17 protein-coding genes are annotated in these 22,672 nt (G+C 74.4%); 8 read left to right on the plus strand and 9 right to left on the minus strand.

Going from position 1 to position 22,672, the window contains the following annotated elements:
* Positions 1–2 precede the first annotated feature (2 nt).
* The 4 genes from OG500_RS13205 to OG500_RS13220 all read right to left on the minus strand — a co-directional run bounded on the left by OG500_RS13205 (position 3) and on the right by OG500_RS13220 (position 7,739).
* Positions 3–4,130, minus strand: coding sequence for a TIGR02680 family protein (locus OG500_RS13205; protein ID WP_329579973.1), 4,128 nt, complete (start codon positions 4,128–4,130; stop codon positions 3–5).
* Positions 4,127–5,323 (minus strand): TIGR02678 family protein, encoded by a 1,197-nt coding sequence (locus OG500_RS13210; protein WP_327066923.1) that lies wholly within the window; start codon positions 5,321–5,323, stop codon positions 4,127–4,129. Before OG500_RS13210 ends, OG500_RS13205 begins: the two co-directional genes overlap by 4 nt.
* Positions 5,320–6,909 carry a TIGR02677 family protein gene (locus OG500_RS13215; RefSeq protein WP_329579978.1) on the minus strand — a complete coding sequence of 530 codons (1,590 nt, stop codon included), beginning with the start codon at positions 6,907–6,909 and terminating at the stop codon, positions 5,320–5,322. Before OG500_RS13215 ends, OG500_RS13210 begins: the two co-directional genes overlap by 4 nt.
* 140 nt (positions 6,910–7,049) lie before the next feature.
* Positions 7,050–7,739, minus strand: coding sequence for a hypothetical protein (locus tag OG500_RS13220; protein WP_329579981.1), 690 nt, complete (start codon positions 7,737–7,739; stop codon positions 7,050–7,052).
* Between the two features lie 302 nt (positions 7,740–8,041).
* Between OG500_RS13220 and OG500_RS13225 the strand changes: the two genes are divergently transcribed.
* The gene (locus OG500_RS13225; RefSeq protein WP_329579984.1) at positions 8,042–9,022 is read left to right on the plus strand and encodes a LysR family transcriptional regulator; all 981 of its coding nucleotides are present in this window, start codon (positions 8,042–8,044) and stop codon (positions 9,020–9,022) included.
* 31 nt (positions 9,023–9,053) lie between these two features.
* On the opposite strand, the gene OG500_RS13230 is transcribed toward OG500_RS13225, so the two are convergent.
* Both OG500_RS13230 and OG500_RS13235 read right to left on the minus strand, forming a co-directional pair.
* Positions 9,054–9,890, minus strand: coding sequence for a 4'-phosphopantetheinyl transferase family protein (locus tag OG500_RS13230; protein ID WP_329579987.1), 837 nt, complete (start codon positions 9,888–9,890; stop codon positions 9,054–9,056).
* 114 nt (positions 9,891–10,004) lie between these two features.
* Entirely contained in the window at positions 10,005–10,496 is a 492-nt protein-coding gene (locus OG500_RS13235; protein WP_327066928.1) for an NUDIX hydrolase, read from the minus strand.
* Positions 10,497–10,671: 175 nt separating this feature from the next.
* Here OG500_RS13235 and OG500_RS13240 point away from each other — a divergent pair, with 175 nt between their 5' ends.
* Together OG500_RS13240 and OG500_RS13245 are read left to right on the plus strand one after the other, a co-directional pair.
* Positions 10,672–11,601 carry an enoyl-CoA hydratase/isomerase family protein gene (locus tag OG500_RS13240; protein WP_327066929.1) on the plus strand — a complete coding sequence of 310 codons (930 nt, stop codon included), beginning with the start codon at positions 10,672–10,674 and terminating at the stop codon, positions 11,599–11,601.
* Positions 11,602–11,703: 102 nt separating this feature from the next.
* On the plus strand, positions 11,704–11,895 hold the full coding sequence (locus OG500_RS13245) for a DUF1918 domain-containing protein (RefSeq protein ID WP_327066930.1): 192 nt from the start codon (positions 11,704–11,706) through the stop codon (positions 11,893–11,895).
* Between the two features lie 19 nt (positions 11,896–11,914).
* On the opposite strand, the gene OG500_RS13250 is transcribed toward OG500_RS13245, so the two are convergent.
* The gene (locus OG500_RS13250; RefSeq protein ID WP_327066931.1) at positions 11,915–13,180 is read right to left on the minus strand and encodes an acyl-CoA dehydrogenase family protein; all 1,266 of its coding nucleotides are present in this window, start codon (positions 13,178–13,180) and stop codon (positions 11,915–11,917) included.
* A 247-nt stretch (positions 13,181–13,427) separates the two neighbouring features.
* On the opposite strand from OG500_RS13250, the gene OG500_RS13255 reads away from it, so the two are divergent.
* Positions 13,428–14,099 carry a TetR family transcriptional regulator gene (locus OG500_RS13255; RefSeq protein ID WP_327066932.1) on the plus strand — a complete coding sequence of 224 codons (672 nt, stop codon included), beginning with the start codon at positions 13,428–13,430 and terminating at the stop codon, positions 14,097–14,099.
* Between the two features lie 81 nt (positions 14,100–14,180).
* On the plus strand, positions 14,181–15,734 hold the full coding sequence (locus OG500_RS13260) for a glycoside hydrolase family 5 protein (RefSeq protein WP_329579993.1): 1,554 nt from the start codon (positions 14,181–14,183) through the stop codon (positions 15,732–15,734).
* Positions 15,735–15,756: 22 nt separating this feature from the next.
* On the opposite strand, the gene OG500_RS13265 is transcribed toward OG500_RS13260, so the two are convergent.
* Positions 15,757–16,722 carry a LuxR C-terminal-related transcriptional regulator gene (locus OG500_RS13265; protein ID WP_327066934.1) on the minus strand — a complete coding sequence of 322 codons (966 nt, stop codon included), beginning with the start codon at positions 16,720–16,722 and terminating at the stop codon, positions 15,757–15,759.
* Positions 16,723–16,988: 266 nt separating this feature from the next.
* On the opposite strand from OG500_RS13265, the gene OG500_RS13270 reads away from it, so the two are divergent.
* On the plus strand, positions 16,989–17,759 hold the full coding sequence (locus OG500_RS13270; RefSeq protein ID WP_327066935.1) for a G1 family glutamic endopeptidase: 771 nt from the start codon (positions 16,989–16,991) through the stop codon (positions 17,757–17,759).
* A 217-nt stretch (positions 17,760–17,976) separates the two neighbouring features.
* On the plus strand, positions 17,977–18,684 hold the full coding sequence (locus tag OG500_RS13275) for a G1 family glutamic endopeptidase (protein WP_327066936.1): 708 nt from the start codon (positions 17,977–17,979) through the stop codon (positions 18,682–18,684).
* A 97-nt stretch (positions 18,685–18,781) separates the two neighbouring features.
* Here OG500_RS13275 and OG500_RS13280 read toward each other — a convergent pair whose 3' ends face one another.
* Positions 18,782–20,809: a M3 family metallopeptidase gene (locus tag OG500_RS13280; protein ID WP_327066937.1), complete on the minus strand. Its 2,028-nt coding sequence runs from the start codon at positions 20,807–20,809 to the stop codon at positions 18,782–18,784.
* Between the two features lie 147 nt (positions 20,810–20,956).
* On the opposite strand from OG500_RS13280, the gene OG500_RS13285 reads away from it, so the two are divergent.
* Positions 20,957–22,669, plus strand: coding sequence for a bifunctional 3'-5' exonuclease/DNA polymerase (locus tag OG500_RS13285; RefSeq protein WP_327066938.1), 1,713 nt, complete (start codon positions 20,957–20,959; stop codon positions 22,667–22,669).
* Positions 22,670–22,672: the final 3 nt, after the last annotated feature.

Here is a 22,672-nt window from a genome sequence, read left to right on the forward strand (position 1 = left end):
GCCTACGCCTCCTCGAACTCGAACAGGTCGGACTGCGGTACCGCCTTCACCGCCACTGCCGGCACGTGCGCCGCAGCCGGCACGTGCGGCACCGGCCGCTGCTCCCGCGAGCGCTCGCGCCCGTCCCAGCGCCACGGGGTGACGAGCACCGCGTCGAAGCCCTCACGCCGGGTCAGCTGGGCGATCCCGATCCCGGGCACGGTGGGGTAGCAGGCCCACTCGCGCTCGCTGGTCATCACCACGTCGAGGTCGAAGGAGGCGAGCAGGCCCAGGCACTTGGCGCGGGAGTCGTCGTCCACCCCGGCGAACGCCTCGTCGAGGGCGATCAGCCGCGGTGCGTGCGGGCTGCCGGAGGAGTAGTGCGAGGAGGCGGCGGCGAACAGCGGTACCGAGGCGGCCAGCACCCGCTCCCCACCGGAGGCCGGACCGGTGGCGGGCTTCCACTGGCCGTCCTGCCGGCGCTGGATGGTGAACATGTGCCACGCCCGGTAGTCCAGCGCGCGGGTGAGCTGGTCGGCCCAGGAGTCGCCGGGGTGCTCCTCGCGATCCTGCGCGATCCTGGCCTGCAGGAACTCACCGACCAGCGCCCGGTCGGCCGGACGCCAGGCGTCCGAGGACTGGCGCAGCAGGCGGGTGCGGACGGCTTCGAGGCCCTGCGGTGCGTCCTTGGCGGGCTGCCAGAGCAGGCGCAGCGCCATACCGGTGGAGGTGGGGCGCTCCGCCAGGTCCCGGTTCATCGCCTGGACCTGTTCCTCGGCACCGGCGATCAGCTCCTGCAGGGCACCGGCGACCTCCCCCACCAGGTGGTTCTCCAGGAGTTCGCGCTCCTTCGCGGAGAGCAGGCGGCCCCGCTGTTCGACCTCCTCGCCCAGCGAGGCGGCGAGCGCGGGAACGTCGTGGCTGCGGCCCTGGAAGAGCACGTCGACGACCATGACGCCCTCGTGGAGCGTCATGCCCACCGAGTGGCCGTGCCGGGCGAGCGCGTCGGTGAGGATCTTGTGTTCGGCGGTGATCCGCTGCTGGATCAGCTCCCAGCGCCGGTCGGCATCGTCGACGGCCTCCAGTTCCTGGTGGACGGACCGGGCCAGCGCGACGGCCGGGGTCGGGACCCAGGGCTCGTCCGAGGGCGGGACGGTGAGCCCGGGGACGGCGGTGGCGAGCAGGCCGGTGGCGGCAAAGGCCCGCAGTGCGGTGACCGCGCGCTCCCGCTCCCCGGTGGCCTCGCCGATCCGGGCGCGGATCTCGGTGTACCGGCCCTCCGCCCTCGCCCGCGCGGCCAGGGCCGTGTCGCGCGCGGCCCGGGCGGCCTTCTCGGCGCCGTCGCGCCGCTCAAGGGCGGCGTCCGTCTCGGCCAGGCGCCGGAAGAGCTCCTCCACGCTCGCCCCGACGGTCTCGCCCAGTACCCGGTGCCGTTCGGCGGCAGCCTCGGCCGTGCGGCGCGCGCCCTCGGCGGCTTCGACGGCATCGGCCAGGGTCTGCGCGGCCGACTCCGCCTCCGCGGCGGCCTCGGCGGCGTCGGCAGCGGAGCGGGCCCGGGCCACAGCCGCGGGCAGCAGCGCGGCGAGGGCGGCGCGGTAACCGGACAGGGCCTCGCGCACGGCGTCGAGCGCCTCCCGATCGGCCGTCAGGCCGGTGTCGGCGGCGTACTCCTCGGCCCGAGCGGCGGCCTCCTCGGCCTCCTCGCGCCGAGTCACCGCCTCGCCCTCCGCCTCGATCTGACGTTCCGACAGGCGTCGCACCGTCTCCGCCTCGTGGCCACGGCGGGCGTGCGCCTCCCGAAGCGCCTGGTCGGCGGGGGCGGCGCGCAACTCGGCGGCAAGGACCACCGCGCGTTCCCGGACCACCGCCCGCTGCTCGTCCAAGATGCCCAGAGCGGCGGCGAGTTCGACGCGACGTTCGGTCAGCTCGGCAAGCCGGGCGCGGCGGGCCGCCTCGCGGGAGCCCTCACCGATGTAGCCGGCGGCGGGCTTGCTCCAGGAGCCGGCGAGCACACCGAGCCGGTAGCCACCGTCAGCGGCCACCCAGCTCGCACACGGCGAGTCCGCTCCCAGTCCGACCGCCGCGAGCACGGCGAGCACCGCTTCGTCGCCGAGGGCGGCGGCCTGCGGGTCGTCCCGGTCGACGGCCGGGCGCAGGACGGCCGCCAACGATGCGCCCCCGGCGGGTGGGCCGGGCAGCAGCACGGCATCGTGGGTCCGCGGGTCCAGCAGGGCGCCGTCGGGCGTGAGCCAGGCGTCGAGAAGGCCGGCTGCCTCCAGGGCCGCCTCGATCCCGGCCCGTTCCGCCGGCGGAACGGTGTCGGCGAAGTCCACCGCCCGCCACAGCGGTGCGCCGGGGCGGTCGGAGCGGCCGTGGTGGTCGCGCGTGTGCACGGCGGGCGGGGCGTCGTGACCACCTGACTCCAGACGGGCGATCTCCTCCGCCACCGCGCCCTGCTCGCGCCGGACGGCGGCGCGCTCGGCGTCGAGCTCGGTCTCCCTGCGGGTCAGGACGGCCGCGTGATCCCGGTGCGCGAGAGCCGCGGCCTCGGCCGCCGGGTTCGGTCCGTCCAGGCTCTCGGTCCACGCCTCCAGGGCGGCCAACGCCTGGTCCGGGTCGGCGAGCCGGAGTTCGGTGGTGCCCAGGGTCCAGGCCCGGTACAAGGTCACCAGTTCGCCGCCCTGGCCGAGGACGGCCTGATCGGCGAGCGCGACGCGTTCCCGCCCGGCCTCCAGGTCCGAGGCCCGGCGGCCCGCCTCCACCTGGGCGTCACGGGCCCGGCCGCGAGCCCGTTCGGTGGCGGCGAGCAGCTCGGTCAGGCCGGTGACGGCCTGGCGGCGGCGTTCGAGCGCCCGCTCGCCGGTGCGGCGGGTGTCCTGGTAGGGCGCGTGATCGCGTTCCAGCGCCTCGGCGACCGCCCGGTGGTCGAGTCCCGCCTCCTCGGCGCACTGGCGGGCGGCGAGCTGGGCCTGGTCGAGAACGTGCTGGTCGGTCGTGGTCTGGGCGAGCGCGGCGGCGCCGCGACGGCTCCAGTCGGCTGCGGTGCGCCGGGCGGCCTCCCGGGCGGCCTCCCGGTCGAGCGCGGCCCGGCCGAACGTCTCGGCCGTGCGGGCGGCCTGCTCCAGCTCGCGGGCCGCGTCCATCTCGGGGCTGCGGTTCAGCGCGTCACGGGCGGCCGTCAGGCGGACCCGGCTGTCCTCCAGCTCCGCGAGGCTCTGCTCGGCGTGCGCCAGCTCCTGCTCGGCGGTGCCGTGTTCGGCCTCCGCCTCGCCGAGGTCGCGACCCAGGTGCTCGTAGCGGCTGTGTGCGACGCGCAGCACGCCGGCCTGGCGCTTGGCGGCGATCTGTGCGTAGCGGCGGTAGTGGGTGAGGAAGCTCGCGGCGGCACCGGACGCCTCGGACAGCGCCGCCAGCGCATGCCGCTCCTCGTCCAGGCCCCGGAACGCCTCGGCGACCTCGCCGACCAGAGCCGCGTCCAGCGGCGGGAGCGACTCGGTCAGCGCCTTCGACAGCAGCTTCTCGTCCGGCTTCTTGGACAGCTGCGGCTGGCGCAGCTGGATCAGCAGCCCGACCAGTGCCTCGTAGCGCTCCTGGCCCAGGCCGAAGAGCTGTTCGTCGACCGCGCGGCGGTACTCGGTGGCGGTGTCGTGCACCAGTCCGCGGCCGCCCAGGGCGTCGCGCAGCCGCTCCCGGGTGAACGGGACCCGGGTCGCGGAGAGCAGCGGCAGCTCGGGGCCGATCCGCAGCGGGGTGGTGAAGAACCAGTGCTTGGCGATGCCGCGTCCCTTGACGGCCTTCAGCCCGCAGCCGATGGTCCGGTACTGCGGCAGGCCGTCCTCGCCGATCCGACCGAACTCCAGCCAGGTGTAGCCGGTGCGCTCGTCGTGGGGGTGCTTGCCGCCGAGCAGCAGGTTCCACTCCATCCGCTTGGCCCGGTCGCCGTCCGGCTCGACCCGGTTCGGCGCCAGTTCGCCGTCGAGGAGGAACGGCAGGGTGAGGGCGAGCACCTTGGACTTCCCGGTGCCGTTGTTGCCGCGCAGCAGCAGTCGGCCGTCGTGGAAGCGGAACTCCTCGGCGTCGTAGTAGAAGATGTCGACCAGCCCGGCGCGCAACGGCTGCCAGCGGGTCTTGGTCGGCTGCGGCAGCGTCATGAGCGGGTGCGGGCCTTCCGGATGGTCGGGGCGGCGAGGGCGTAGCGGACGAGGGCGGGCTTGGCGCCGACCCGGTCGGCGTCCCGGGTGACGAGGTCCAGGGCGCTCAGGCGGTCCAGGGCCTGCGTCAGCAGGTCGGCAGCGGCGGCCGGTTCGGCGGCGGACTTGCGCCAGTACGCGGTGTGCTGGAGGGCGAGCTCGCGCACCAGCCGGACCAGCTCCGCTTCGGTGTGCGGACCGTCCGTGGTGGCGAGGTGCGCGGCGATGAGCAGGGTGACATGACCCTCGGTCCCCTGCTCCGGCATCCGCACATCGGTCAACTCGTCGTCGGGGTCCACCATGGCGACACCCTCGGCGCGCGACTCGGCCACCAAGCCGGTGAGTTCGGTGATCCGACGGGTGATCGCGTGCCGCTGGGAGACCAGGTAGGCGCGTTCGTCCTCGGGCAGTTCGTCGTAGTACACGACCGGGTCGTCCAGCAGTCGCCGGGTCAGCCGGTGGCGCAGCGAGCGCAACCGCAACTCGTCGGTGTCCGGCAGGACCTCCTCGGTCAGCGCAAGCAGCCGCCGCTCGGGCTCGGCCGCGGTGACGGTGGAGGGACCGCGGGTCGTGGCCAGCAGGCCCGCCAGCACCCGCCGACGCACGTCGTACAGCACGTCGTTGGCGGAGGCGGACAGGTACGCCTCCTCGTCGCCCGCCACCCGGTGCAGCACGCCCCACTCCAGCAGCAGGCGGACTGCCGCCACCAGGTCGGAGCGCTCCTCCCGGCGCTCCATCCGGAACTCGACGCCGGCCGACGCCAGCGCCGGATCCGCCGCGGCGGTCAGCACGCCTTCGGCGAGCCGGCCGAGCGTGACCTGCGCGTCGGCACGCTCCAGCACGGCCAGGGCCAGGCAGAGCAGGACGTAGCGCCGGCGGGTGAACGCCACCTTGGTGCGCGGCGCGCGGGCGGGGCGGGTCGCGTCGTCCAGTCGTGCGGGCGTCTTGAACAGCCGGGCCGTCTCGGTGTCGACCACCAGCCGCCAGCCGGTCTCCTGGGTGAACCAGGCCGCGAGCTCGGCCGCGTACTTGCGCACCAGCCGGAAGTCCTCCTTGGCGGCCTCGTCGACGATGGTCAGCAGCGGCGCGGCGAGCAGGGCCCGGGCCGCGCGGCGGCGCTCCGCCTGGGCGTCGACCAGCGGCACGGCGCTCACTCGGGGTCTCCTGCCGGGGCGAGGTCGATGATCTCGACCACGTGCTCGGGGCCGGACAGCACACCGTCCACCGTGCGGATCTCGACCACCTGTTCCGCGTCCACCAGCTTCAACCGGACCTCCATCGTCCCGTCGCCCGTGATCGCGGACGACTCGCTCTCCCCCGGCACCCGGGCCGACAGCGCGTCACCCAGCACGGCCAGGAAGAGCCGGAACTCCTGGGTGTCCAGCCCGTCCGGGCCCGCGAGGGCGGACAGCAGTACCGGACCGTCGGTGGCCAGCCTCGCCCTCGCGGCAGCCGTCTGCGCCGCCTCCCGCTCGACCTGCTCGGCCAGCGCCTGCCGGGCCGCGGTCCGGTCGGCGACCCGGTTGGGCGCGCCGCGCCGCTCGTACGAACCGGTCTCGCGCAGCCGCGGACTGATCTCCAGCGGCGGTGCCTCACCCCAGGGTGTGGCCGGCGCGAGATCCGCGTCCTGCCACGCCGCCTCGGTCGTCGCGTCCACGGTCAGGTGCCGGGCCGGGGTCAGCGCGAAGGCCGCGCGCCACAGCCGGTGCGCCGCCGCGTCGTCGGGTGCCTCGGCGAAGAACCGGGCCAGCGCCCGGAAATCGGCCGAGCGGTCGCTACGGCCGCCGCGCCGCTCGTTGAGCGCAGCGACGGTGTTGACCAGCCCGGTGATGGCGCTGACCGCGGCACCGCGCAGCAGCTTCGCCTGGGAGGGCCGGCGGCTGGAGCGGCTGAGGAACCAGTCGGACAGCCCACGCCACCGGTTCTCCCAGGCCGCCAGCGCCGGCGCCAGAGCCGCCTGCCTGGCCCGATCGGCCTCGGCCTCGTCCGCACCCTCATCGCCCAGCGGAACGGCGTCGACGGCCTCGCGCTGGGCAGCCGCCAGCAGCAGTCGGCCCACCCCGGCCACCTCCAGGCGGTCGATCAGGTCGGCGATCTGCGCGCCCCGGTTGGCCAGGTCCGCGATGAAGCGCTCGATGTACTCCACCAGCCGGTCCTTGTAGGCGATGAACGCCTCCTCGTCACCGTCCTGGAAGTCGACCGTGCGACGCAGCGAGGCCATGAACGCCTGCGCGTTGTCCGCCAGGCTGCCGAAGCGGTCGGCCAGTTGAAGAAGCGCCAGGTGCACCTTGGCCGGGTCCGGGTCCTCCTGCTCGGCGAGCGCCAGCAGCGGACCGAGCTGCTCCGCGATGTCGGCGAGGGCGACGGACTGCAGTTGGCCGCGTTGCCCGAGCGCTTCCTCGTAGAGCGCGACGGCACGCAGCGCCGCCTGGCCGTGCCGGGTCAACTGGTACAGGTAGCGAGCACGGTGGAAGTCCTCGACGGAGGTGACCCGGCCGGTGTCGGCGTCAGCCCGCAGGTTGCCCCACTCCACCAGTTGCTCCAGCGAAGCGCCGACCGCCTCCAGCGAGAAGGCCTGCTGCTCAGGCGCCTGTCGGAGCTCGGCGACGACGTCCTCGGGCCGCAGGTGCACCGTGAACCGTTCCCTCGCCTGTGCGAACACGCCCAGCACCTGGCCGTGCAACTGGGCTTTGGGGGCGTTCAGGTAGGCGAAGGGCTGCGGCGGCGGCGCGGTGGTCACACGCTTCAGTATCCCAGAGTCGTTTCGGCCCTGGGCCGGTTCACCGAAAGCCGCTTGCATACGACCCACTTCGTGCGGCGACCCACCGGGCAACCTCCCGCGCCACCGCCGATCCGGAGCGGTACCACTACCGCCCCGGCTCAGGACTTGTGCTCGACGCTGTCCCGGATGCCCCGCATGATCGGGCCGGCGATCGCGGGGGTGATCGCGGAGGAGTGGGAGTCGATCTTGCCGTCCCGCTTGTTGTCGAAGTAGACGGCGCCGAAGGTGGTCGGGGTGAGCCACATGCAGGTGGTGGACTCGACGGCCAGGGTGCCGTAGATGCTCGGGCTGGTCTCCAGGGTCTGCTGGCAGGTGTCGCTGCCGCCGTGCGGGCCGGGGTCGACCGACTGGTAGGTGGTGCTGAACTTGTCCCCGGCGCCGTCGCCGCTGATGGCGGGGGACTTGATCAGGGTCTGCAGGGCGTTCTGGTCGAAGCCGCTGCCGTTGACTCCGGTGACGATCAGCCAGGCGTCCTCGGCGGGGTCGTCGTAGAGGCCCGTGACGGTCTGGCCGTCGAGGTGGAGCTGGGCGGTCAGCTTGGCCATGGTGTCGTTGATCTTGCTCAACTGGGCGGCGGTGGGCTGCTGCTGCTGGTAGCCGTTGGCCACCGGGGGCATGGCGATCGTCCAGCGGGCGGCCTCGGCAGCTGCAGCCGCCGTGGCAGCCGTGGCAGCCGCGCCGGCTGTGCCGGCTGTGCGCCCCGGGCCGCCGCCGGACTGGCAGCCCGTCACTGCGGCGGCGAGGAGGACTCCGGTACAGACGGCGGTGAGCGGACGGGGCAGCGGCATGAGCGGTCTCCGAGAGGCACGGGGTGAGCAGGCGGGCGGCAGGCGGGGCGAGGCCCGACGAGGGCGTCCTCACTGTGGCCGACCGCCCGGGCTGCCGGAAGACAGCACAGCTGCATGCCCCCGGTAGGTTCGCTAACGGTGCGACGGGCACGGCACGGCAACGCGGACCGAGCAGCACGGGCACGGCACGGCACGGCAACGCGGACCGAGCAGCACGGGCACGGCAGCACGGGCCGGGCCAGCGCAGAGCCAGGGCCGGCGCCGGGACGCACATGGACGGGAGAGACGGGAGAGGTGGCGCAATGGAGCTCGATCCGAAAAGGCTGATGATCCTGCGGGCGATAGCCGAGGGCGGCGGCGTGGCGGCCGCGGCGCGGGCCCTGGGGCACACGCCGTCGGCGGTGTCGCAGCAACTGAACCGGCTGGAGCGGGAGACGGGCGTCCCGCTGGTGGACCGCACCGGCGGACGGGCCGAACTGACCGCCTCGGGGCGGCTGCTGGCCCAGGCGGGCGAACGGATCCAGCAGGCCCTCACCGACGCCACCCGGGAGTTGAACGCGCTGGGCGAGCAGGCGGCGGGGCCGGTGGCGATCGGCGTTCCGGCAACCGCGATCAGCTACTTCGCGACGACCGCCCTGCACCTGCTCGCCACGGCGCATCCGGCCCTGCAGCCGCGGTTGGTCGAAACAGGGCCGGCCGAGGGCCTGCGTGCGCTGCGGCTCGGTGAGCTGGACGCCCTGGTCATCGCCGACGACCAGGACGCACCCACCCCGCTGCCGCCCGGAGTCCGGGCCACGGCGCTGCTGGAGGACGAGTACCGGCTCGTGCTGCCCGACGGGTGGGCGGAGCCGGCCGACTGGGCCGAACTGTCGGGCCGGCCGTGGATCGGAGCACCGGCCGACTCACCGCGGGGCGTGGTCTTCCAGCGGCTGGCCGCGGAGCACGGCATCGTGCCGTCCGTCCAGCACGTGGCCCGCTATCCGTTCGCGGTCTACAGCATGCTGGCGGCTCGACTCGGCCCGGCGATCCTGACCGCAACGGCCGCGAGCCGGCTGACCCACGGAGTGGTGGCCGGGCTCGCGGTGCCCGGCGGCTACGTCGTGCGCCTGCTGCGGCGCACCGGGCCGTCGGGGGCGGTGCCGGCGGTCGAGGCGACGGCCGAGGCGCTGCAGCAGGCGGTGCTGCTGGCGGCCGAACGGATGGCCGGGCTGGGGCTGCTGGAACGCGAGCCCAGGGTCCGGCCGCGGCTGGTCGACCCGAGCGAGCGCACCCGGACCGAATAGCCCGGGAGGGATCGGACCACCCGACGTTCCGTCAGCTCAGGCGCAACTCCACCGAACGTACCCGGACCGCCTCGCCCGACAGGCCCGGCGGCAGCCGCAGCGCGATCGCCGCGTCGTAACCGGGCGGCACCTCGACCGCCCGCAGCTCCCACCCGGCGGGCGGCAGCGCACCGGACGGTTGTGCACCCGACGGTTGTGCACCCAACGCCTGTGCACCCGACGGCAGCGCACCGGACCCCCTCGCCGCCGTCCCGAACCCGGGCCCGAGGCCCACGTAGTCGACGCCGACGCCCCGCCCGAGGCCCATGCCCGTCCCCTTCAGGTACGCCTCCTTGCGCACCCAGCAGCGCACCGCCGCAGCCGCCCAGCGCTGCGGCGACGGATCGGCCAGCGCGGCCAGTTCGGCCTGCTCGGCCGGGTGCAGCTGGGTGGCGACCTCGGCACCGGCGCCGGGCGCGAAGGCGTCGGCCCGCTCGACGTCCGCGCCGACCGGGTGCGCGGCCAGCGCGATCAGCGCGAGGTCGCCGCTGTGCGAGAGCGAGAACTCCAGGCCCGGCGCGTCCACCGGCTCGGGCCGGCCGTGCAGTTGGCCGCAGCCCGGGCAGACGGCCCGCCGGAATGTCACCGCCGCGGCGTCGCGGCCGAGGCGCTCGGCCAGCACCTTGCGCAGCGCCACGTGGGCGACCTGGTAGAGCGCCCGGTCCTCGTCCCGCCGGAACGCCGCGGCGCGCTGCCGCTCCGCCTCGTCGAGCACCCCGGCCGCGGCAGCGCCGGCGGCTGCTGCGTTCGCCGCCGTGACCGCGACCCAGCCGACCTCGACCTGCCCAGGCGCCAGCGCCCCCGAGCCCATGCCCGTCCCGGTACCCACGCCCGTCCCCATGTCCGTTCCGCTCCCCACACCCATGCCCGTCCCCATGCCCACTTCGCTCACCAACTCCGCACCGCCACGTCTCAACCGGTCAGGCCCCGAAGCGCCCGCGCCTCAGATCCCCGACACCGTCCCGGACACGATCCGCACCACGCCGTCCGCCCTGGCCGCCAGCGCGGCCCGCAGCCGGGGAGCGCGTGCCTCGCCGAGGAGTTCGCAGGCCTGCTCCGGCTCGACCCAGCGGTACTCCTCCAGTTCGGCCTCCTGGAGGGTGATCTCGGTGCCGACCGGCACGCTCCCCGCGTCGAAGAGGAAGTGCACCGAGGGGTGGTTCAGCTGCTCGGAGGGGTGGATCCAGCCGACCACCAGCAGGTGGCCGATCTCCCGGTCGAGCCCGGTCTCCTCCCGCAGCTCCCGCCGCGCGCACTCCAGCGCGTCCTCGCCCAGGTCGATGACGCCGCCGGCGAACTGCCAGCCGGGGCGGTAGTTGGGCTTGACCACCAGCACCCGGCCCGCCTCGTCGGTCAGCAGGGTGCCGGCGGCGGTGTAGGAGCGGGGCAGCGAGGCGAGCCAGGCGTCCCGGGACAGCAGCTTTTCCTGGTCCACTGATCGACTCCTCGTCTGCCGGTTCGGCGGGCTGGGGCAACGCACAATGCGGAGAGGCACAGCTCGGGCAACGCACAACGCGGACAGGCACGGCTCGGTCGCACCCTCACCGTCCCGCGCATTCAACCATGCCCACCACCGTCGGCCACCGCATCCACCTGCGAGAGTTGGCCGCATGACCGACCAGACCCTCACCGCCGACCGCGCCGAACTCCCCTCCCCCACCGAGGGGCTGCGCGTCTTCCACGACGAGGCGGACGGCGTGGCCGTGCTCGTCCTCGACCGGCCGAAGCGGCGCAACGCCGTGACCCTCGCGATGTGGCAGGCGATCCCCGAACTGCTGGCCGGCCTCGCGGCCCGACCGGGCGTGCGGACCCTGCTGGTCGCCGGCGCCGCGGGGACCTTCAGCGCGGGGGCCGACATCGCCGAACTCTCCACCGTGTACGCCGATCCGGCCCGCGCCGACGCCTACCACGCGCGCAACGTCGAGGCGGAGCAGGCGCTGGCCGCCTTCCCGCACCCCACGCTGGCCGTGGTGCACGGCGCCTGCGTGGGCGGCGGCTGCCAGCTCGCGCTCGCCTGCGACCTGCGGTTCGGCGCGGCGGACGCGCGGCTGGGGATCACCCCGGCCAAGCTCGGCGTGGTCTACCCGGCGGTCCCCACCGCCCGGCTGGCCGGCCTGGTCGGGCCGGCCAGGGCCAAGTACCTGCTCTTCTCCGGCGAGTTGGTGGACGCCGAGCGCGCCGAGCGGTTCGGCCTGCTGGACGAGGTGCACCCGCCGCAGCTGCTCGACGCCCGCGCCCTGGCGTTCGCCCGGCTGCTGGCCGCCCGCTCGCCGCAGACCATCGGCGCGGCCAAGGCGGCGCTGGCCGCGCCCGATCCGGCTGCCGCCCGCGCCGCCCTCGCCCCCTGGGAGCGCCGCTCCCGCGAGGCGCCGGACGTCCGCGAGGGCCTGGCCGCGTTCCTGGAGCGCCGCGAACCCCGCTTCGCGCCGCCCGCACCCGTCCCAGCCGCCGCTGCCACCGCCGCCGCCCACTCCCCCGTCTCCGACTCCCTCGCCGACCCCCTCCCCGGCGCCGGCCACATCCCCGGCCGGACGGAGTAACGCAAGGCGTGCGAACGGTCGCGCTCTGATGGGATGCCCTCAGGAACTGCCCCCGGCAGGACCATCCACCACCGGGAACCACCATCGAAAGGAGTCCCGCAGATGCACGCAGACGTGGGCGACCGGCTGCATATCCACAGCCGAGCGGTCGGCATCGTGGACCGCGAGGGCGAGGTCATCGAGGTGCACGGCGACCAGGGCGAACCCCCGTACCTGGTCAGGTTCGACGACGGTACGCAGACGCTGATCTTCCCCGGTCCCGACTGCACGGTCGAGCAGCGGCACCGCACCTGACCGGCCCGCTCGACCGCCGTCAGCGGATCGGCATCCCGGAGATGGTCCGCGCGATCACCAGCCGCTGGATCTCGCTGGTCCCCTCGAAGATCGTGTAGATCGCGCTGTCCCGGTGCATCCGCTCCACGGGGTACTCGCGGGTGAAGCCGTTGCCACCCAGCAGCTGCATCGCCTGCGACGTCACCCACTTGGCGGTCTCGCCGGCGTAGAGCTTGGACATCGACCCCTCGGCCGCGGTGAACGGCTGCTGGTTGGCGGCCATCCAGGAGGCCCGCCAGACCAGCAGCCGCGCCGCGTCGATCCGGGTGCGCATGTCGGCCAGGGTGAACGCCACCCCCTGGTTGTCGATGATCGGGCGGCCGAACTGCACCCGGGTCTTCGCGTAGTCCAGCGCCACCTCGTAGGCGGCCCGCGCGATCCCGATCGCCTGCGCGCCCACCGCCGGGCGCGAGGCCTCGAAGGTGGCCATCGCGGCGTTCTTGCCCGCGCCGCCCCGCGCCTGACCACCCCGCGCCCCATCACCGGCAGCCTCGCCGCCGGCCGCCCGCTCCCGCGCGCGGGCCAGGCGCTCGTCCAGCTTCTCCTTGCCGCCCAGCAGGCAGTGCCCGGGCACCCGCACGTCGTCCAGCACCACCTCGGCGGTGTGCGAGGCGCGGATGCCGTGCTTCTTGAACTTCTGCCCCTGCGCCAGCCCCGGCGTGCCCGGCGGCACCACGAAGGAGGCCTGCCCGCGGGCACCGAGCGCCGGGTCGACGGTGGCGACCACCACGTGCACCGCGGCGATGCCGCCGTTGGTGGCCCAGGTCTTGGTGCCGTTCAGCACCCACTCGTCCTTGGCCTGGTCGTAGACGGCCCGGGTGCGCAACGCCGACACGTCCGAGCCGGCGTCCGGCTCGGAGGAGCAGAAGGCGGCCACCTTGACGTCCTCGGGGGTGCCGAACATCTGCGGGGCCCAGGTGCCGATCTGCTCGTCGGTCCCGTTGGCCAGCACGGCCACGGCCGCCAGCGTGGTGCCGACGATCGACAGGCCGATGCCCGCGTCGCCCCAGAAGAGCTCCTCCATGGCCACCGGTATCCCGACGCCGGAGGGGTCGAAGTACTGCTGCGCGTAGAAGTCGAGCGAGTAGATCCCGAGCTTGGCGGCCTCCTGGATGATCGGCCAGGGGGTCTCCTCGCGCTCGTCCCACTCGGCGGCGGCCGGGCGCATCACGTCGGCGGCGAAACCGTGCAGCCAGTCGCGGACGGCGAGCTGGTCCTCGCCGAGCGCCAGCGAGAAGGGGTTCATGAAGTCCTCCAGGATCAAGATCGCGCCGTGCGGTGTGCTGTCCGCGCGCTGTTCCGTGTGCTGTTCGTGTGCTGTCCGGGGTGCCGCTCGCCGGGCCGCCCGGGGTGTGGACCGGCGTGCCGCACGGGGCCACACCCACCGGGGACCCGTGGGGTGTTACCCCGGGTAACATGGTCGGAGTCTGCTACTGATAGCTCACGGCTGTCAACGCACAGCGCAACGGGGAGCCGAGAGAACGGAGGGCCGGGTGACCGCCCTGGAGGAACCGCGCGAGGAACCGCGCCGGGAGCAGCTGCTCAACGCCGCCGACCGGGTGGTCGGCCGGGAGGGCCCGGGCGCGAGCATGAACGCGATCGCCGCCGAGGCGGGCATCACCAAGCCGATCCTCTACCGGCACTTCGGCGATCGCAGCGGACTCTTCCAGGCGCTGACCGAGCGTCACACCTCCGGCCTGCTGGCCGCCGTGCGCACCGCGCTCGACGAACCGCTGGAGCGCCGCGAGCGGGTGGAGCACGTGCTGGACACCTACCTGGCCGGCATCGAGTCCCGTCCGCAGGTCTACCAACTGCTCACCCACCCGGAGCCGGGCGACCCCCACGGCGTGGGCAACGCGCTGGCGCCCGCGCTGCGGCAGATCGCCGAGGAGATCACCCGGGCGGTCACCGCCCAGGTCGACCTCGGCCCCGACGGACCGCTGCTCTCCGAGGCCTGGGGGCGGGGCATCACCGGCATGGTGCTGGCCGCCGGGGACTGGTGGCTGGAGCAGCGGCCCTGCCCCCGGGCCCGGATGGTGCAGGCACTGGCCGACCTGCTCTGGGGACGGCTGGCCGCCGCCGCGCCCCTGCCGGCGGCCCCGCTGCCGGGCGGCACCTCCGCCTCGCCGCCCGAGATCCCTGCTCCGCCGGCGGACGGCGCGTAGCGACGGCGGCACTCTTGCGCGCGGCGGCGCCGGTGCGCGAGCATCGGCGCCCATCCTGCCCGCCGCCCGTGCGAGGTGTCCGTGCACACCCTCCGTACCGCCGCCCTGCGCATCACTGCCCTCCGTACCGCCGCCCGCCACACCGATCCCCCCTCCGTCCCCGCCACCCGTACCGCCGCCCGCCGCACCGCCACCCGCCGCACCGCCGCCCTGCTGCTGAGCCTGCTGACCGCCGCCGCCCTGCTGATCGGCGCGCCCCCCGCGCTCGCCCAACCGGGCACCCCGCACTCCGGTGCCCCGCAGCCCGGCTACCCCCGTGCCGACTTCCCCACCGGCGCGAGCCCCACCCCCGACGGCCGGGTGCTCTTCACCGACCGGTCGGGGCGGGTCCTCGAACCGCGCGGCTTCGATCTCGACAAGTACGACGAGACCACCGAGGCCGACCTGCGCTCCATCGCCGACCGCGGCTTCACGCTGATCCGGGTGGCGGTCTCCTGGGACCGCCTGGAGCCCGCCCGCGGCCACGACGACCAGGCCGAACTCGCCAAGCTCCAGCGCCTGCTGGGCTGGGCCGACAGCTACGGCCTGCTCGCCGTGATCGACTTCCACCAGGACGTCTACGGCCCGGCCTTCGGCGGCGGCGACCGGGGCATCCCGCCCTGGGCCACCCGGGACGACGGACTGCCGTTCGTCCCGGACCCGAACGACTGGTTCGCCGGCTACTTCCAGCCCGCCGTGCAGGCCGCCTTCCGCCACCTCTACGACGACGCCGACCTGCGCCGCTGGCAGGCCGAGTTCTACACCCACCTGGCCACCGAACTGCGCGGCCACCGCTCGCTGCTGGGCTACGACCTGTTCAACGAGCCGTTCGGACCGGTCGACGGCGACCCGAGCGACCCGGCGGTGCTCGCCGCCGCCTCGGCACAGCTCGAACAGGGACGCCTGGCGGCCATGTACCAGCGGCTGATCGGCGCGATCCGCGCGGTGGACCAGCGCAGTTGGCTCTTCGTCGAGCCGACCGTCCTGGTCGGCGAGGGCGTGCCGACCCGGCTGCCGGGCTTCACCGACCCGCGCCCGGGCCCGCCGCGGCTCGGCTACGCCCCGCACTTCTACGACACCGCGGTCGAGGACGGCGCCGACTGGAACCCGGCCGACGGCTTCATCGCCTCCTACACCGCCGCGATCAGCACCTACCCGAGTGCCCACCGGATGCCGCTGCTGGTCGGCGAGTGGGGCCCGCCGAACTCCCGCACCCCGGGCAACACCGAGCTGGTGCGCCAGCAGATCGCCGCGATGGCGGGCTTCGCGAGCGCCTGGACCATGTGGTACTGGTGCCAGGGCGACGGCGGCTACTGCGCGTTGGGGACGGACGCGGCGCCCGCGCCCGGGGACGGCCCGGCCTTCGGACCGTACGCGCCCGTCCTGGCCGGGCGCCCCGAGCACGAGAGCTGGGCGGCCGGCTCCTACACCGTCACCTTCCGGGCCGACGGCGGCTGGACCGAGCTGGCCGCCCCGCCCACCGCCAGGATCACCGTCACCGGCACGGACCGGGCGACCCTCGACACCCGCACCCCCGGGCACCCGCGGGTCCGGCTCCCCCGTGGCACCGAGGCCACCCTGACGGTCACGAGCTGAGGGGCCCCGGTCGAAGGAGCCCTCAGAGCAGGTCGGCGCGCGCCGCCTGGATCCCGGCCTGGAACCGGGTGCGCGCGCCGAACCGGTCCATCAGCTCCCGCACCCAGCGCTGCACCGTCCGCGTCGAGACGCCCATCTGCCGCGCGATGCTCTCGTCCGTCAGCCCGGCCGCGAGCAGTGTCAGCAACTGGCGGTGCCGGTCGCGCGGCAGGTCGGTGGAGTCGGCCGCGGGCACCCGCATCGCCCGCGACCAGTACAGCTCGAACAGCCCCGCCAGCGCGTCCAGCAGCGAGGAGGGGCGCACCAGCAGCACGCTCTGCAGCTCGGTGCCCGAACTGACCGGCAGCAGCGCCCAACGGTCGTCCACCAGCGCCAGTTTCAGCGGCAGGGCGGGCAGTACCCGGGCCTGCTCGCCGGCCCCGGCGTACAGCTGGATCTCGGCCACCCGCTCGGGGTCGCGCAGCACCTGGCTCTCGTAGACCACCCGCATCCGCACCCCCCGGCCGAGCGCGGCGAGTTCGAGCTCCGGGTCGGAGCGTCGGATGTACGGCGGCTTGTCCAGCACCCGCAACTGCTGCCGCACGCCCACCTGGAGACTGCGCCACAGTTCGGAGATCGACTCGCGCCCGGTGATCACCTCGACCAGCTCGCCCTCGGGGCCGCTGCTGGTACGCCGGTAGGTGCGCAGCAGTTCGGTGATCCGCCCGCGGGTGCGGCGCAGCTCCAGCTCGCGACGGAGCAGCAGCTCCTCCAGCGCCACGTCGGGGGCCGCCGCGCTCCACACCCCGCCGTCCGCCACCGGCCGCTCGACCAGGCCGAGTTCGGCCAGCGCGCCGAGCGCCGCCTGTGCCTGCTCGGCGGCGATCCCGAGCGCGCCGGCGAGCTGAGCCGCGCTCAGGCCCGGGCTGGACAGCAGGTGGAGGTAGAGCAACTCCTGGTCGGCGGCCAGTCCCAGGCCACCGAACCGCCCCGTCCACTGCTCGGCCACCTGCCCTGCCCCCGGCTCACACTGCTCCGCGACCGGCCTCTCACCTCGGCGTCCGGCCTGTTGTCGACCCGACTTTGGTGCACGTCAGGGCGGAAATCAAGAGTTCTGACAGCTGTCATGTTACCGCCATGTCGCATTCCGGCCCCGGCCTCCACCTTCCAGCGGGTCACCACGGGGCCGCACGCTGAGCCGCATCGCCCGGCAGCCGTCAGGCCCCCACCCGAGGGCAGCCGCGGTGCTCCACCCCCACGGATGAGGAGTACCCCGTGTCCAGTCTTCGCACCGTTCGTGCACTGCGGTTCGCCGTCGCCGCCGCACTCACCGTCTCCGGGGCCGCGCTCGCCACGCCGGCCTTCGCCGCGGCCCCGGGCTCCACCACGACCTTCGGCCCCGCCCAGCACGGCTCGCACACCGCGCTGCGCTACGGCCACGGCGCGCGCCGCTACGACGGCGGCGTCTGGGGCGGTTACGTCGCCCAGGGCAGCAACTTCACCAGCATCTCCGGTTCCTGGACGATGCCGCAGGTCACCTGCAACACCAGCAACGACCTGTTCGCCCCCTGGGTCGGCATCGACGGCTACGGCTCGCAGACCGTCGAGCAGACCGGCGTCCAGGTGGACTGCTCCAGCGGCTCGCCGGTGCTCTCCGGCTGGTACGAGATGTACCCGGCGCCGCCGCAGTACTTCAGCGACCCGGTGAACACCGGCGACAGCTTCACCGGCAGCGTGACCACCGACGGCAACGGCAACTACACGCTGACGCTGACCGACAACACCCTCGGCTGGACCGAGAACACCACGCAGAACCTGGGCGCGCAGAACGTCAGCGCCGAGGCGGTCATCGAGTCGCCGAGCCAGAGCTACCCGTCCTTCGACGAGCTGGACTTCTCCAACGTCACGGTGAACAACCAGGTCTTCGACAGCTTCGCGCCGCAGGCCATCGACAGCGGCCAGTACACCGAGACCGGGCTGCAGAACGGATCGTTCGCCATCGTCCCGGCGGGCGGCGGCAACTGGGACTCGGCCAGGCACATCTGACGGACCATCGCCGATCCGGTGTCGGAGTGCGCCAGGGCGACTACCAGGAGTTCCGACAAGCTGTCATGTTTCCGCCATGGCAGATTCCTGTCCCCCTTTCCGCCTTCCAGCCGGTGACCACCGGACCGCACGCTGATCCGCACACCCGGCAGTCCTCAGGCCCCACCCGAGGGCTGCTCGGCGTGTCGACCCCCCACGTTTCAAGGAGCAGCCCCACATGACCAGCACTCGCCTGCGCAAGCCCGCCCGCGCCGCCATAGCCGCGCTGCTCGCCCTCTCCGGTGCCGCCTTCGCCGCCCCCGCGGCCCAGGCCGCCACCCCGCACTTCTACGCCCCGCACCACACCTGGGGCGGCCAGCCGTTCTCCGGCGACAGCAACTGGGGCGGCTACGTCGCCCAGGGCAGCGGCTTCAAGAGCATCACCGGCTCCTGGACCATGCCGGACGTCCAGTGCAACACCACCAACGACCTGTTCGCCCCGTGGATCGGCATCGACGGCTACGGCTCGTCGACGGTCGAGCAGACCGGTGTCCAGGCGGACTGCTCCAGCGGCTCCCCGGTCTACTCCGCCTGGTACGAGATGTACCCGGCGCCGCCGCAGTACTTCAGCAACCCGGTCAGCGCCGGCGACACCTTCAACGCCAGCGTGGTGAACACCAGCCGCAGCAGCTACACGCTGACGCTCACCGACGTGACCAAGGGCTGGACCAAGACCGTCACCAAGACCCTGCGCGCCCAGAACGTCAGCGCCGAGGCGGTCATCGAGTCGCCGAGCCAGAGCTACCCGTCCTTCAACGAGCTGGACTTCGCCAACCTCACGGTGAACGGCCAGAGCTTCTCGAACTACGGGCCGCAGGCCATCGACAGCGGCCAGTACACCGAGACCCCGCTGCAGGGCGGCGCCTTCTCGATCATCCCGGGCTGAGCCGTCACCCCGGGCCGGGCCCGGGCCGCGCGGGTGCGCGGGTGCGCGGGTGCGCCACGAGTCCGCTCGTGACGCACCCGCGTCCGCATGACCCGGTCTACCCGGCCAGCCCGCGCCGGGCCAGCAGCGGCGCGGCATCGGGCTCGCGCCCGACCACCGCGCGGAACGCCGCCAGCGCCGGCACCGTGTTGCCCCGGGCGAGCAGTTCGCGCCGGAACAGCTCCCCGCTCTCGCGCACCGGCCGCCCGTTGCCGCGGAACCACTCGACCGTGTCGGCGTCCAGCACCTCCGACCAGATGTAGGCGTAGTAGCCCGCGCTGTAGCCGTTGGTGAACAGGTGGCTGAAGTACGCCGTCCGGTAGCGCGGCGGCACCGCGGGAAGCGCCAGGCCGGCCCGCTCCAGCGCCGCGGCCTCGAACGCGCCCGCGTCCTCGACGAGTTCGCCGGCCGGCAGGGTGTGCCAGGCCCAGTCCAGCAGCGTGGCGGCCAGGTAGGAGACGGTCCGGTAGCCCTCGCCGAACTGCTGGGCCTCGGCGAGCCGGTCCACCAGCTCGGCCGGCAGCGGCTCGCCCGTCTCGTGGTGCCGGGCGTAGTTGGCCCGCACCTCGGGCCAGTTCGCCCACATCTCGTTGACCTGCGAGGGGAACTCCACGAAGTCGCGCGGCACCTGGGTGCCGGCCAGCAGCGGGTAGCGCACCGCCGAGAACAGGCCGTGCAGCGCGTGGCCGAACTCGTGGAACACCGTGCGGACCTCGTCGGCGTTCAGCAGCGCCGGGGAGCCGGGCGCCGGCTTGGTGATGTTCAGGTTGTTGTAGACCACCGGCCGATGGTCGAACAGGCCGTTCTGCAGCACGAGTTCGTCCATCCAGGCACCCCCGCGCTTGGACGGCCGGGCGAAGAAGTCGGCCAGGAAGAGACCCAACGGGGTGCCGTCCTGCTCGAAGACCTCGAACACCCGGGTGTCGGGGTGGTAGCCGACCAGCTCGGGGCGCTCGGTGAAGCTCAGCCCGTAGACCAGGCCGGCCGCGTGGAACACCCCGTCGTGCAGCACCCGCTCCAACTCGTAGTACGGGCGCAGCGCGGCGCTGTCCAGGTCGTACTCGGCCAGCCGCACCCGCTCGGCGTAGTACGCCAGGTCGTGCGGGCCGAAGTCGGTGACGCCGTCGGCCTCGGCGGCCGCCCGCAGCCGCTCCAGCTCCCGCTCGGCGTTGGCCACCGCCGGCGGCACCAGCCGCTCCAGCAGCTCGGTGACCGCAGCCACGCTCCCCGCGGTCTCGTCCTCCACCACGTAGGCGGCGTGGCTCGGGTGGCCGAAGAGCGCGGCCCGCTCGGCGCGCAGCGCGGCCATCCGCGCGGCCACCGGCCCGTTCGTGGCGAGCGCCCGGTCCACCGAGGCGGCCAGCAGCCGGCGCCGGACCTCACGGTCGGTCAGCTGGGCCAGCGCGGGCTGCTCGGTGAAGTTGAGCAGGCTCAGCACGTACCTGCCCTCGTACCCGCGGGCCCGGCCGTTGTCGGCCGCGGCCTCGATCGCGGCCTCGGAGAGCCCGGCCAGCTCCTCGGCCCGCTCCAGCACCAGCGCGCCCTGCGCGTTGGCGGCGTACAGGTTCTGCCCGAACGCGGCGGTCGCCGCGGCCAGCTCGGCGTTCAGCTCGCGCAGCCGCTGCTGGTCGGCCTCGGGCAGCTGCGCCCCGTCCCGCACGAAGCGGCTGTGATGGCGCTCCAGCAGGCGCAGCGACTCGGCGTCCAGCTCCAGCCCGGCGCGCTCGGCGTGCACCGCGTCGATCCGGGCGAAGAGCGCGCGGTCCAGGTGGACCGCGTCGCGGTGCGCGGCCAGCCGGGGCTTGAACTCGGCGTCCAGCTCCTGCAGGACTGCATCGGTGTCGGCGGCCGTCTTGACCTCGAACACCGCCAGCACCCGGCGCAGCAGCTCCCCGGTGCGCTCCAGGGCCACCACGGTGTTCTCGAAGGTGGCGGGCTCGGGATTCGCGGTGATCCGGGCGATCTCGGCCAGCTGCCCGGCCATGCCCGCCTCCAGGGCCGGCCGGTAGTGCTCCACGCGGATCTCGGCGAAGGGCGGCAGTCCGTAGGGCAGCCGGCTGGGTGCGAAGAAGGGATTGTCCGTCATTCCGCCGACCCTACGCGCCGCTGTCAGTGCCGCGCGCTACGGTCGGGGCTGGGCAGCACCCCGGCCCGCCGCCCCAGCTGCTGCCCCGCCTGTCCGCACCACCCGCCCGCCCCGCACCACTCGCTCGTACCGATACGGAGTCCCGCCGTGCCCGCCAGGATCGCCCTGGTCCCCGACGCCCACGGGCGCGGTGGCCGCCTGCACCGCCTCACCGAGGCGGGCGAGCCGGTCGGCGCTCCGCTGCGCACCGCCGAGCTCGCCAGCACCGTCGCCGAGTTGGAGGCTGCCGAGCACCCGCGCTGGGTCTGGGCCGCCGCCGAGTCCGGGTACGCCCCGCTGCTGCCCCAGCTCCCGCACCGGCTCGGCCGCTGCCACGACCTGCGGCTGGTCGAGGCCCTGCTGCTGGCGCACGAGGGCCGCTGGGGCGCGCCGCGCTCGCTCGGCGCCGCCGTGGCCCGGCTGCGCGGCCTGCCGGTGCCCGCCGACCTGCCCGAGGCCGGCCCGAGCGAGGCCCAGGACACCCTCTTCGCCCCCGACCGCCTGCAACTGCCGCCCGGCGTCGATCCGCTGGCGGCCGTGCTGGAGGTCCACGCGGACCAGCAGCGCCGGCTGCGCGCCATCGAGGGTGACGAGGCCCGCGCACGCTTCCGGCTGCTGGTGGCCGCCGAGTCGGCCGGCGCCCTGGCCGCCGCCGAGATGGCCGAGGACGGCCTGCCCTGGCGCACCGAGGTGCACGACCGGCTGCTCACCGAGCTGCTCGGCCCCCGCCCGCACATCGCCGGCACCCAGCCGGCCCGGCTGGCGGAGCTCTCCGTGCGGCTCCAGCAGGTGCTCGGCGGCAAGCCGTTCAACCCCGACTCGCACACCCAGGTGCTGCGCGCCTTCGCCGAGCAGGGCGTCCGGCTCACCTCCACCCGTTCCTGGGAGCTGCGCGAGGTGGACCACCCGGCCGCCGAGCTGATGATCCGTTACAAGGAGCTGTCCCGGATCCACGCCGCGCACGGCTGGGCCTGGCAGGACGCCTGGACGCGCGGCGGCCGTTTCCGCCCCGAGTACGTGGTCGGCGGGGTGGTCTCCGGGCGCTGGGCCAGCCGCGGCGGCGGCGCGCTGCAGATCCCGCGGATCCTGCGCCGCGCGGTGGTGGCCGATCCCGGCTGGCGGCTGGTGGTGGCCGACGCCGCCCAGCTGGAGCCCCGGGTGCTGGCCGCCCTCTCGGGGGACGCCGCGCTGGCCCGCACCGCCGCCGGCGGCGACCTGTACCAGGCGCTGGCCGCCACCGCCTTCCAGGGCGACCGGGACAAGGCCAAGCTCGGCCTGCTCGGCGCGATGTACGGGCAGACCAGCGGGGACATCGGCCCGCTGCTGGCCACCCTGCGCCAGCGCTATCCGGCCGCGATGGGCTACGTCGAGGCCGCCGCCCGTACCGGTGAGGACGGCGGCATCGTCAGCTCCCGGCTGGGCCGCCCCTGCCCGCCGCCCTCCGACGCCTGGCTCGACCTGGCCGAGAGCACCGCCGAGCCCGGCAGCGAGGGCGGCGAGCAGGGCGGGCGCTCCACCCGGGCCCGCGGCCGGTTCACCCGCAACTTCGTGATCCAGGCCAGCGCGGCGGACTGGGCGCTGGCCCTGCTGGCCGCACTGCGCCGCCGGCTGGCCGAGCTGGAGCGCCCCGGGTCCCGCCCGCACCTGGTCTTCTTCCAGCACGACGAGGTGGTGGTGCACAGCCCTGCCGATACGGCCGATCAGGTGGCCGCCGCCGTCACCGCCGCGGCGGACGAGGCCAGCCGGCTGGTCTTCGGGGCGAGCCCGGTCAGGTTCCCGATGAGCACCGCCGTGGTGGAGTGCTACGCCGACGCCAAATAGCGC

The organism is Kitasatospora sp. NBC_01250, assembly GCF_036226465.1.
GTDB lineage: Bacteria > Actinomycetota > Actinomycetes > Streptomycetales > Streptomycetaceae > Kitasatospora.

Bases quoted from the DNA above. Each gene is read 5' to 3' on its own strand.
- OG500_RS13205 (WP_329579973.1), bottom strand. From the start codon at position 4,130: ATGACGCTGCCGCAGCCGACCAAGACCCGCTGGCAGCCGTTGCGCGCC.
- OG500_RS13220 (WP_329579981.1), bottom strand. From the start codon at position 7,739: ATGCCGCTGCCCCGTCCGCTCACCGCCGTCTGTACCGGAGTCCTCCTC.
- OG500_RS13225 (WP_329579984.1), top strand. From the start codon at position 8,042: ATGGAGCTCGATCCGAAAAGGCTGATGATCCTGCGGGCGATAGCCGAG.
- OG500_RS13240 (WP_327066929.1), top strand. From the start codon at position 10,672: ATGACCGACCAGACCCTCACCGCCGACCGCGCCGAACTCCCCTCCCCC.
- OG500_RS13245 (WP_327066930.1), top strand. From the start codon at position 11,704: ATGCACGCAGACGTGGGCGACCGGCTGCATATCCACAGCCGAGCGGTC.
- OG500_RS13250 (WP_327066931.1), bottom strand. From the start codon at position 13,180: ATGAACCCCTTCTCGCTGGCGCTCGGCGAGGACCAGCTCGCCGTCCGC.
- OG500_RS13275 (WP_327066936.1), top strand. From the start codon at position 17,977: ATGACCAGCACTCGCCTGCGCAAGCCCGCCCGCGCCGCCATAGCCGCG.
- OG500_RS13280 (WP_327066937.1), bottom strand. From the start codon at position 20,809: ATGACGGACAATCCCTTCTTCGCACCCAGCCGGCTGCCCTACGGACTG.